The 10,260-nt window shown below is 46.6% G+C and carries 8 protein-coding genes and 1 rRNA gene; 4 read left to right on the top strand and 5 right to left on the bottom strand.

Translation table 11 applies throughout. The features are described from left to right. From rrf to aroA, 3 genes are all read left to right on the top strand, one after another. Nucleotides 1-114, top strand: a 5S ribosomal RNA gene (gene rrf, locus H6F77_RS13300); the annotation flags it as partial. Nucleotides 115-198: 84 nt separating this feature from the next. Then, nucleotides 199-1,533 carry a hypothetical protein gene (locus H6F77_RS13295; RefSeq protein WP_199321326.1) on the top strand — a complete coding sequence of 445 codons (1,335 nt, stop codon included), beginning with the start codon at nucleotides 199-201 and terminating at the stop codon, nucleotides 1,531-1,533. Between the two features lie 200 nt (nucleotides 1,534-1,733). After that, complete coding sequence (gene aroA, locus H6F77_RS13290) at nucleotides 1,734-3,089, top strand: 3-phosphoshikimate 1-carboxyvinyltransferase (RefSeq protein ID WP_190489199.1); 1,356 nt, start codon at nucleotides 1,734-1,736, stop codon at nucleotides 3,087-3,089. 18 nt (nucleotides 3,090-3,107) lie between these two features. Here aroA and H6F77_RS13285 read toward each other — a convergent pair whose 3' ends face one another. The 4 genes from H6F77_RS13285 to H6F77_RS13270 all read right to left on the bottom strand — a co-directional run bounded on the left by H6F77_RS13285 (nucleotide 3,108) and on the right by H6F77_RS13270 (nucleotide 7,461). After that, on the bottom strand, nucleotides 3,108-4,076 hold the full coding sequence (locus tag H6F77_RS13285; RefSeq protein ID WP_190489198.1) for a glutathione S-transferase family protein: 969 nt from the start codon (nucleotides 4,074-4,076) through the stop codon (nucleotides 3,108-3,110). A 109-nt stretch (nucleotides 4,077-4,185) separates the two neighbouring features. After that, complete coding sequence (gatC, locus tag H6F77_RS13280) at nucleotides 4,186-4,476, bottom strand: Asp-tRNA(Asn)/Glu-tRNA(Gln) amidotransferase subunit GatC (protein WP_190489197.1); 291 nt, start codon at nucleotides 4,474-4,476, stop codon at nucleotides 4,186-4,188. Nucleotides 4,477-4,561: 85 nt separating this feature from the next. Beyond that, on the bottom strand, nucleotides 4,562-5,083 hold the full coding sequence (locus H6F77_RS13275) for a photosystem I assembly protein Ycf3 (RefSeq protein ID WP_190489196.1): 522 nt from the start codon (nucleotides 5,081-5,083) through the stop codon (nucleotides 4,562-4,564). Between the two features lie 314 nt (nucleotides 5,084-5,397). Further along, nucleotides 5,398-7,461, bottom strand: coding sequence for a WD40 repeat domain-containing protein (locus tag H6F77_RS13270; protein ID WP_190489195.1), 2,064 nt, complete (start codon nucleotides 7,459-7,461; stop codon nucleotides 5,398-5,400). A 149-nt stretch (nucleotides 7,462-7,610) separates the two neighbouring features. Here H6F77_RS13270 and H6F77_RS13265 point away from each other — a divergent pair, with 149 nt between their 5' ends. Further along, on the top strand, nucleotides 7,611-8,927 hold the full coding sequence (locus H6F77_RS13265) for a hypothetical protein (RefSeq protein ID WP_190489194.1): 1,317 nt from the start codon (nucleotides 7,611-7,613) through the stop codon (nucleotides 8,925-8,927). 134 nt (nucleotides 8,928-9,061) lie between these two features. Here H6F77_RS13265 and H6F77_RS13260 read toward each other — a convergent pair whose 3' ends face one another. Further along, the gene (locus H6F77_RS13260) at nucleotides 9,062-10,201 is read right to left on the bottom strand and encodes a SpoIID/LytB domain-containing protein (protein WP_190489193.1); all 1,140 of its coding nucleotides are present in this window, start codon (nucleotides 10,199-10,201) and stop codon (nucleotides 9,062-9,064) included. Between the last annotated feature and the right edge of the window lie 59 nt (nucleotides 10,202-10,260).

Raw genomic sequence — 10,260 nt, 5'->3', positions numbered from 1 at the left:
GTGCGTTTAGCGCGGTGGCTCCACACCGACTCCATCCCGAACTCGGAGGTGAAACGCCGCAGCGGCAAAGATACTTTGGGGGCGACCCTACGGGAAAATAGCTCCGTGCCAGGGATATTCTTTAAAAAAAGGACTAGCTACCATTAGCTAGTCCTTCTTTGCTTTTTGCCTTTAAGCTATAAAGTGTTGCTCCTAGAGATGCTTGTGGATTCTATTTTGCTGCGTTCGCTTTCGCTAAAACAAGCCTTAGTTGAGTTTGTCCTAGAATCAGAAGGAGAGCTGGCTTCAGCCCTCGAAGCCTATGCGGCTGCACAGTCGCGTAGAGAGCGTCAGGACATTGCTCAAAGGGATTTGATAATTGATACCTTCATCACAGAAGGCAAAGTTGGGGATAAGGCGCCACTGGAATTGTTTCTGGAAAGCCAGCCCGAGTTATCACAGAGCGATCGCACTTTAGTTAGTAGCTGGGGGCGCAGCTTCATAGGCTTATTTGCTGTTAACCAACTTCTACCTGATGGATTTGAACTGATAAACTGGCTAACAGGCAAGTCCTACATCGTTAAACCAAATAACGCCCAGACGCTGGAAGAAATGCGGCGCTTTAAACAAGGAGAAATCTTACTAACCCGTATTTCCCCCGTCACCGATACCTACTGGATGTTTTCTGGCCCTTGTATGCCTATGGGCAAATTGGGCAAACCCAAACTGGCAGTCGCCATCGGCAACTTTAAGACTAACCATAAGAACGACTTATATAGCGACGCCCCAGAGTTGCTAGAGGAAGCTTGGAAGTCAGTAGAGCAATATCACCAAGACTTTATAGACTTTTTTGGTAGCGATGAAGTAACAATGCCGGGGTACCAACTAAATAAAAAGCTACCCGAATTTCAGCAGGCAATGACCAATCGACGCCTAGCCGCAGCAGGCATTGATGACACTAAATCCCTAGACGAGATAGCCGAAGAAGCTGGGATTTCAGAAGAAGACATGAAAGTAGCGGCAGAAGAAGCTGGTGCTGACTCCAAAACAGTTGCCCAGTTATTTGATAAGAAGGGCACAACCAAAATGGTGACGCCCAAAGTTGAATTGCCTGAAAACCTCAAGAAAGCCGAACAAGTAACAGCACTTACCCATCCCCGCTGGGGGCAGATATTTCTGCCAACCTACAGTCAGTTTAAGGCAATGCTAGAAGCTTCTGGCTCCCAAGTTAGCCCAGACGCTGAGAAACTCGTTCGCAAGTACCTAGAAGAACCGACAATAAACTTTTTCATCTGGCGTAGGTTAGCGCAGCAGTACCCAACCCAACTGGAAAAGCTATTGCAAACAGTATTAGCGCGTCCAGAGTTTAAGCTTGAAAGCGATTTAGAGGCACTACTGCAAGAGTACAACAAGCCTACAGAACCAGAGCTACCGGAAATTGCCAGCGTGCCTGTGCATTTACATAATCTGTTCCAAGAAGCCGTAGCAGAAGTTAACAAATCAAAGCCTAAAGACAAGGGTAAACAAAAGGTAGCCAAGGGCTTTAAGTCTTAGTTATGACTGTTAAGTGTTGAGTTAAATTATGTTAATTCAACACTTAGTTACTTTATGTGCGATCGCTCCTCTTAAATACCAACTTTTCTAGAGGATTCCGTAAGTCTAAAATTTAAGCGGCTTAAGGTCTAAATCCCTATTAGGGATTAAATACTAAGTGGTACGATTAACTATCACAATCACCATGCCACTTATCGCCCATGTCAACTGCTGTTGTCATCGTAAAAAGTACCGAACATCAACAAGATTTAATTATTGACCGCCCGGCTTTTGGCGTATCCCTACAGGGACGCATACGGGTTCCGGGTGATAAATCTATATCCCACCGCGCTTTAATGTTGGGAGCGATCGCGCAAGGAGAAACCTATATTCAAGGGCTACTACTAGGAGAAGATCCCCGCAGCACTGCTAGTTGTTTTCGCGCCTTGGGTGCAGAAATTTCCGAACTCAATACAGAATCAGTACGGGTTCGAGGTATTGGATTGGGTAACTTGCAAGAACCAAGTGATGTTTTAAACGCCGGAAACTCAGGGACTACACTGCGATTGATGCTGGGAATCCTCGCCTCTCATAAAGGACGATTTTTCACAGTAACGGGTGATAGTTCGCTGCGATCGCGACCCATGTCCCGCGTCGTTAAACCATTACAGCAAATGGGCGCTCAAATCTGGGGGAGGCAAAGCGGATCTCTAGCACCACTGGCAATTCAAGGTCAGCAATTGCAAGCCATCCACTATAAATCTCCCATAGCCTCAGCACAAGTTAAATCATGCATCCTGTTAGCTGGACTAATCGCAGAGGGAGAAACGACAGTAACAGAACCCGCCCTTTCCCGCGACCATAGCGAACGAATGCTACAAGCTTTTGGAGCAAAAATCAGCGTCGATCCAGAAACCAACAGCGTTACAGTTAGCGGTTCAGCCCAACTACACGGGCAAAATGTTATTGTACCTGGTGATATCAGTTCAGCGGCATTTTGGCTAGTTGCTGGGGCAGTTGTACCAGGTTCAGAGTTGTGTATTGAAAACGTGGGCGTCAACCCCACCCGCACGGGCATTTTGGAAGCACTTGCCATGATGGGAGCGGACATTACACTAGAAAATCAGCGCGTTGTAGCAGGTGAACCTGTGGCTGATTTACGGGTGAAATATAGCCAGTTAAATAGTTGTGAAATTGGCGGGGATATTATCCCAAGATTGATAGATGAAATACCAATTTTGGCAGTAGCGGCAGTATTTGCCAAAGGAACTACAGTAATAAAGGATGCAGCAGAATTGCGAGTGAAAGAGAGCGATCGTATTGCTGTTATGGCAAACCAGCTTAACAGGTTGGGAGCTAAAGTTACAGAATTGCCAGATGGTTTAGAGATAACTGGCGGCACATCTCTAATCGGTACAGAAGTACATAGTTGTACAGATCATAGAATAGCAATGAGTTTAGCGATCGCTGCCCTTAACTCCTCTGGAACTACCACGATTCACGGTGCAGAAGCCGCAGCTATCTCCTACCCCGACTTCACCACCACCTTACAACAAGTTTGCGGTGAAACTAACTAGCAACTTAAACTTTGACAGCTAGACTGTCAGGCGATCGCGGTTATGCGGCTCGTCAAAATTAATCATTGGGCCTTTAGGTACAATTCGGGTAGGATTGACCTTTTCATGGCTCATATAATAGTGCCTTTTGATATGGTCAAGGTTGCAAGTTTCCTTCACACCTGGTTGTTGGTAAAGGTCTTTTAGGTAATTCCAAAGATTGGGATAATCGACAATGCGGCGCAAATTACACTTAAAGTGAACGTAATAAACTGCATCGAAGCGTAACAGCGTTGTGAATATACACCAGTCAGCTTCCGTAATGAGATCGCCACACAAATAACGTTGTTTCTCCAATACTCCTTCCCAATAGTCCAAAGCATTGAATAAATCCGTCACCCCTTCCTCATAAGCCGCTTGGGTAGTAGCAAACCCTGCACGGTAAACACCATTATTAATTGGTTGGTAAATAGCATCTATTGTTTCATCAATCTTCTCTTGCAAATCCTGCGGATAGAAGTTCGCATTTGCTTTGGCTAAAGCATCAAACTCCGTATCCAACATTCGGATAATCTCGCGGGATTCGTTGTTAACAATCATATTCTTTTCTTTATCCCATAGAAGCGGAACGGTAACTCTTCCGCTGTAATTAGAATCAGCTTTGAGGTAGATTTCCCATAAATATTTCTTACCGTTTGCAGTATCAGGAATCGCACCTAGTTCGTCGCTAAATTCCCAACTATTCTGATCTATAACCGCGCCAACAACCGACAGCCCGATAACATCCTCTAGCCCCTTCAACTTACGCATGATTGCAGTTCGATGCGCCCAAGGACAAGCCCATGAAATATATAGATGATAGCGCCCAGGTTCAGCTTTAAAGCCACTAGAGCCATCGGCTGTAATTGTGTTGCGAAACGTCGTTGATGGACGAATAAATTTACCTTGCGAATCTTCTTGATCTCGTTGGCTAATCCACTTTCCGTCAGCAAGGATACCCAAACCCATAATTACCTCCTGGCATTATTTGGAACGGGCAATTTTCCCCTAAAAGCGTATTAATAAGAGGGAGAATTGCCCATTTCAGAATATTTTTTTTCTCAATTCAAAATTGATATTACTCACCGCCAAAAATTTGGGGGACTTTAAAAAAGTCGCCTTCTTGATCTGGAGCAATACTAAAGATAGCGTCTCGATTGGTGTAAGGTTGCAGCTCGTCGTGTCGCGTCACGTTGCTAACATCAATCGCCCGCGTTGTCGGCTGCACGTTACTAACATCTAGTTCGCTCAGCTGATCGAAATAATCCAAAATACTGCCCATTTGGGTAGTAAATTGCTCCTCTTGTTCGGGTGTTAGTTCCAAGCGGGCTAGATGGGCAACTTTACGAACTTGTTCGCGATCAATCATTCGATTAGTTATTAGTTACTGGTTGGTGATTGGTGGTTCATGGTTGATAGCCCATTGCTTTGAACTATCAACCACGAACAATGAATTAAAAGAATATATCTATCTGCGATCGCCCTGTGGTTTTCAGCCAGTTTTGCGCCTCAAGATAGTTATTGGGATCTATGCGAATTGCTTGTTTCCAGTATTCCGCTGCTTTGTCAAAAAAAGCTTCAGCCTCTTCGGGATCTCCAGCTTCCTTGGCTTTATCTCCCTGGTAGTGGTAAATCACAGCAACATTGTTCAGCGCGGAGGTATGGCGGGGGTTGTCGCTGAGCGCTCGATGATAGTATTCCAAAGCTTTTTCATGCTCGCCGTTGCTGGCATATATTAGCCCCATATTGTAGAGGATATAGCTGCGGTCATAGCAGTCTTCCTCTAATGTTAGAGCTTCGTTGTAATTTTCCAAGGCTTCGGCGTATTCGCCCTCTGCCTGAGCAGACATACCATCGCGGTAGTAGACAAAGGCTTCTTTTGCTTGCTTGTTGGCTGGCAGAATCTTCAGAATCATATCTGCCATTACCGTAAAGCTCTTGTCAATAAAATTGTCTTTGCGTTGAATTCTTGGCATAGTGGCTTTTGTTTCAGTCTAGTCGCTGTCTTTATGCTCATTAGCTACTTTAGCGCTCAATGGCAGTTTTCGAGTGCGCGATCGCATTCCCGCCACGTATCTTCATTTATGGGTAAAATTCTAAAATTTTATGTACAAATTATATTCAGTACTCTGGTCGGAGGTGTATATATGGAAATCCTCGACCCATATATATAGTGTTGTGTAAAGAGCATAGCGAAGCGGCTGAGCTAGCAGCATCGCCTTGTTGAAGCGGAAGGGCGCATCTCGTTGACTTGAGCTAATAGTGCGATCGCACAGCAGCAGTGAAGAAACTACGGCACTCCCCACACTTTGACATTACCACCACTACCACTGACCAGAATCTGCCCATCGTGGCTGACGGCTAGGCAATTACCACCAAAATTAAGATATGAATGCCCCTTCAGGGTGCGTATAAGCTCTCCTGTCCTCAAATTCCACACTTTGATGGTGTTGTCACCGCAACCAGCGAAGAGAACCTGCCCATCTGGACTGATAGCTAGGCAATCAACATCCCCCGGAAAAGTACGAATTTCTTGCCCTGTATTCAAATCCCACACCTTGATAGTTTTTCGATAAGACCAATCTCCACTGACGAGAGTCTGCCCATCTGGGCTGATAGCTATGGAATCAACAGGATAATCTTGGAATGTCTGAATTTCTTCCCCTGTCTCTAAACTCCATACCTTAGCTGTGCTGTAAATCGGATCTCCCCCACTAACAAGAGTCTTGCCGTCTGGAGTGATGGCTATGCGATAAACTCTCCTTTGTGCTTGCAGTGTGCGGAGTTCTTGCCCTGTCTCCAAATCCCATATTTTGATAGTACCGTCGTCACTGCCACTGACAAGCGTCCTACCTTGAGGGTTAATCGCTACACAACGAACACAGTTTGAATGCCCCTCAAGAGTGCGGATTATTTGTCCTGTTTTCAAGTTCCATACCTTGATGGTTTTGTCCGCACTACCACTAACAATAATCTGCTCATCGGGGCTAATAGCGACGCAATAAACATCGTCTGAATGCCCCTCAAGAGTGCGGATTATTTGTCCTGTCCTCAACTCCCATAACTTGATGGTATTGTCCCCACTGCTAATAATAATCTGCTTATCGGGGCTAATAGCTACAGATTTAACTGAGGATAAATGCCCTACAAGCGTAAAGGTGCGGATTAGCTTTTCTGTCTGCAAATCCCATACGTCAGCATTGATGCGATTTCTGGCAACAAGGGTATGTCCGTTTTGACTGATGGCTACAAAATAAGCTGGCCCTGAATCACTTTGGAAGCTGTCCAGTTCTAGCCCTGTCTCTAAGTCCCAGATTTTGATAGTCTTGTCATCAATGCTACTGATAACGGTTTCCCAATCCGGGCTGATAGCAACAGAAAGAACCAGGCGGCGTTTGTGCAACAAGAGGGTGCGTCTGAGCTTTCCTGTCTGCAAATTCCATATCCTGATGGTGTTGCCACCGCTGCTGACAAGTGTATTCCCATCGGGACTAATGGCAACAAAGTTAATACTTTTTGAATGGCCTGTAAGAGCGTGAATTTCTCGTCCTGTCCTCAAATCCCACACTCTAATAATGTTGTTATGACTGCCACCGACCAAGGTATGCCCATTGGGAGCGATCGCTATAGAAGTAAGCTTACCTAAATTCTGTTTTATTGTGCGTTTTAGCTGTCCTGTCCTCAAATCCCATACATCGATTGCTCTGAACCTGACGCTCAAAACACTTTGCCAATCTTGACTTACGACTATCGAAGCACCATGAGATGAAGGTTCGCCAAAGCTGTGGATTAGCTGTCCTGTCCTCAAATCCCACACTTTGATATAGCCCTCATAACTGCCGCTGACAACTGTCTGCCCATCGGGGCTAATGGCTAGAGAATTTGGTGAATAATGATAAGTACTCAGGGTGCGGAGTTCTTGCCCTGTTTCCAAATCCCATATCTTGATGCGATCGCGGCCACCAGTCACCAGGCTTTGCCCGTCTGGGCTTAAGCAACTGCAAGAAACCCCGCCTGAATGTCCAATCGTGGTACGAAGGTATTCAAAAAATAGCCAAGGCTTGTACTGAATCAACGCCTGTCTAGCACTCGGTTCCTCGCTTTCTTGTAGCAGGGCGCATGCAGCCTCGCGAACTTGTTCTGCTTCATCGGCTAAAGCCTGAATTACCAAGTTTAAGCCAGACTCGCCATACTTCAACGCCTCAGAAAGCGCTGCCATTCGCGCTTCTACCAGCGGATTTGCCAAGTTACTCTTAACGCCCTGCAATCCCCCCAATACAACACCGTCCGCTGGGGGTGGTGCTACACCGCCAAGCACGAGATCGTCTTTTCTAGGCTGATTTTGGTTTTCCATGCGTGCCAGTTATTGCGCGAACTATTTCCAATTATTGTGGGAGACAATAGCAGAGCGATCGCTACTATGCTTGGTTTCATAATTTGCCAGAAGGCAGTTGCCAAAATTTTATAATAAGAGTAAGAACGGATTTTTAGCGAGGGAAGAGCATGGCTCCAAATCCCACCATAATGCAAGCAGTTGAACGTCTGGGCTACCGCGTCACCGTCGGTGATGTCGCTACCCAGGCAGGCTTAAATATAGATTTTGCTCAACAAGGATTACTCACCCTGGCGTCCGATGCCGGGGGGCATTTGCAGGTTGCAGAAACAGGCGATGTTGTCTACCAGTTTCCCAAGAATTTCCGGACAATAATTCGTAATAAGTTTTTGCGGTTGCGACTAAAGGAATGGTGGGAAAAGGTCTGGGGTATCCTGTTTTACCTGATTAGGATTTCCTTTGGAACTATCTTAATCCTTTCCATTGCGTTGATATTTGTAGCGATCGCCATTATCCTCGCTAGCCTCAATTCCAACAACGACAGCGACAATTCCAGCAGCAGCCATCATTCTGGCGGCGGTGGCGGCTTTTTCTTCTGGTTTGGCCCCGATTGGTTCTGGTTTTTCGATCCAGGCTACGACCGACGCTATCAGCAGCAACGCTACGAGTCATCTGCACTCCCCGAAGAGAGAAGACAGATGAACTTCCTAGAAGCCGTCTTCTCCTTCTTGTTTGGCGATGGCAATCCCAACGCCGACTTAGAAGAACGGCGCTGGCACGACATCGCAACCGTGATTCGCAACAACCAAGGTGCTGTAGCAGCAGAACAAATTGCACCCTATCTGGAAATAGAACCACGAAGCGGCAAAGACTACGACGACTATATGCTGCCAGTGCTAGCCCGGTTCAACGGACTGCCAGAAGTTAGCCCCGTCGGGGACATTGTTTATCACTTCCCAGAATTGCAGACAACAGCAGAAGAGCGAAATTCACAGCCAGTCCCCTTTTATCTGCAAGAAAAGCCATGGCGCTTTAGCGAAGCAGGTAGCGGGCAACTGATAATGGCATCTGCGTTGGGTGCTGTCAACATAGTAGGTGCTTTGGTACTGGGTTCTCTGTTGAAGGGTGGAATTGCGGCAGAATTGGGTGGATTAGTCGCCTTTGTGAATTCCATTTATTGGATATTGCTGGGCTACGGCGTCGCTTTTTTGTCAGTTCCCCTAGTTCGCTATTTTTGGATTCAGTTTAGAAATAGCCGCGTAGAAGCGCGGAATCAAAAACGAAAACAGCAAGCAATTGCCCTACATAAAGCCAACCCCGCTTTGCAGAAGAAAATAGCCTATGCAAGTCAGTTTGCCGCCCAAAAAGTTATCGGTCGCGACGATTTAGCATACACAACCGAAACAGACTTGATAGAACAACAAATAGAACAATCGGACAAAATCGATGCAGAATGGCGGCGTCGTCTGGATGAGTCGGGTTACTAGGAAAGGCAAAACCATTCCCAGGCTCTGCCTGGGAACGAGGGTAAAAGGCAAAAGAAAGAAATTCTTTGTTTTTCCTCTTTGTTTTTACTTTTTACTTACCAATGTGCCTCAAAATTTGAGAGCATTAACAGCTACTAACCTTTAATCTTAGCCAGAGTTGCCCCCCGGTAATAGTGCAACAAGATTTGCTGATAATTAGCTCCAGATTTAGCTAATTTGTAAGCGCCCCACTGACTCATACCAATAGCGTGGCCGAAACCGCGACCGTTGATCTGAAAAGCTGTTGGCGTAGAGGTAACGGTAAAGCGAGTGCTTCTCAAACCCAGACGTTCGCGCAGCTGAGTGCCGCTAAGAGACCGAGTGCCGCGATCGCTAACCACTTTAACAGCGATCGCGCTACCATAGCGGGTTATCCGTTCCGGTATTACCGAACGGACAATTCCCAGACCTAGACGACGACCGAGTTCAGTTGGCGAGAAATTTTTCACCCACTGATACCCAGGCGTACCTTGATCGTAGTCTGGGACGCCGCGCAGGTAAGGCAGCGGATCTGACCAAACATCTTCTACATTTTCCGTATGTCCTCCAGAGGCAGAGTGGAAGGCAGCGAGAATAATCTTGCCTCTGTAGGTCAAAACCTGCCCATTTGTTGCACTAACAGCCATGAGAGTCCTTTGGGATTCTGTCTGCAAACCCTTGTAAACCTGCGAAGCCTGGGTGCTGCCAAGGTCATAAACGCTGTTAGCAGAGCTTTGGCGCTTGTAAAGCGCGTAAGTGCGGGCGGCGACTGCTTGAGCTTTGAGGGCTTCAAGCGGCCAACTGCCATCCATTTCAGCGCCTAACACGCTGTAGAGATATTGTTCTAAATCGACTTGGTTAACGGCGGTAAGACCTTTGTTGGTAGGAACGATTCTGGCGCGTCCGCGATACCAGCGATCGCCTATCCAAACATAGCCACCCTTGATCGGTTCAATCGAAATTTGGCCCGATTGCCAACTTCCCAGCGCTACTTTCCCGTTATAGGGTTGAGCGATAAACCCATTCATCGGCGCAATTTCTCCCAGCGTCCGCCCAGAACCATCGCGCACTATAGCCTTGGTAGAACTGCCCAATTTAACCTGCTTGACTCCGTTTTCTATTGCCACGCGCAATTGCAGCGCTTGGGCGGGGGCAACAAATGCTATCCACAACAGGATAGAAAACCACCAGTAGCATCCACCCAGCCGCTGTGTCCTTTCGCGTGCAAGTTTAAATAGGAAACCTTTAAACGGCATCTTTGAAACCTGCTTATAACACCACCGTTGGTTATATTTAACATGGATGAGGTTATATT

The sequence above is a fragment of the Microcoleus sp. FACHB-831 genome (assembly GCF_014695585.1).
Taxonomy (GTDB): domain Bacteria; phylum Cyanobacteriota; class Cyanobacteriia; order Cyanobacteriales; family FACHB-T130; genus FACHB-831.
Note: the sequence above shows the minus strand (reverse complement) of the source record. Positions and strands in the feature narration are given on the sequence as shown.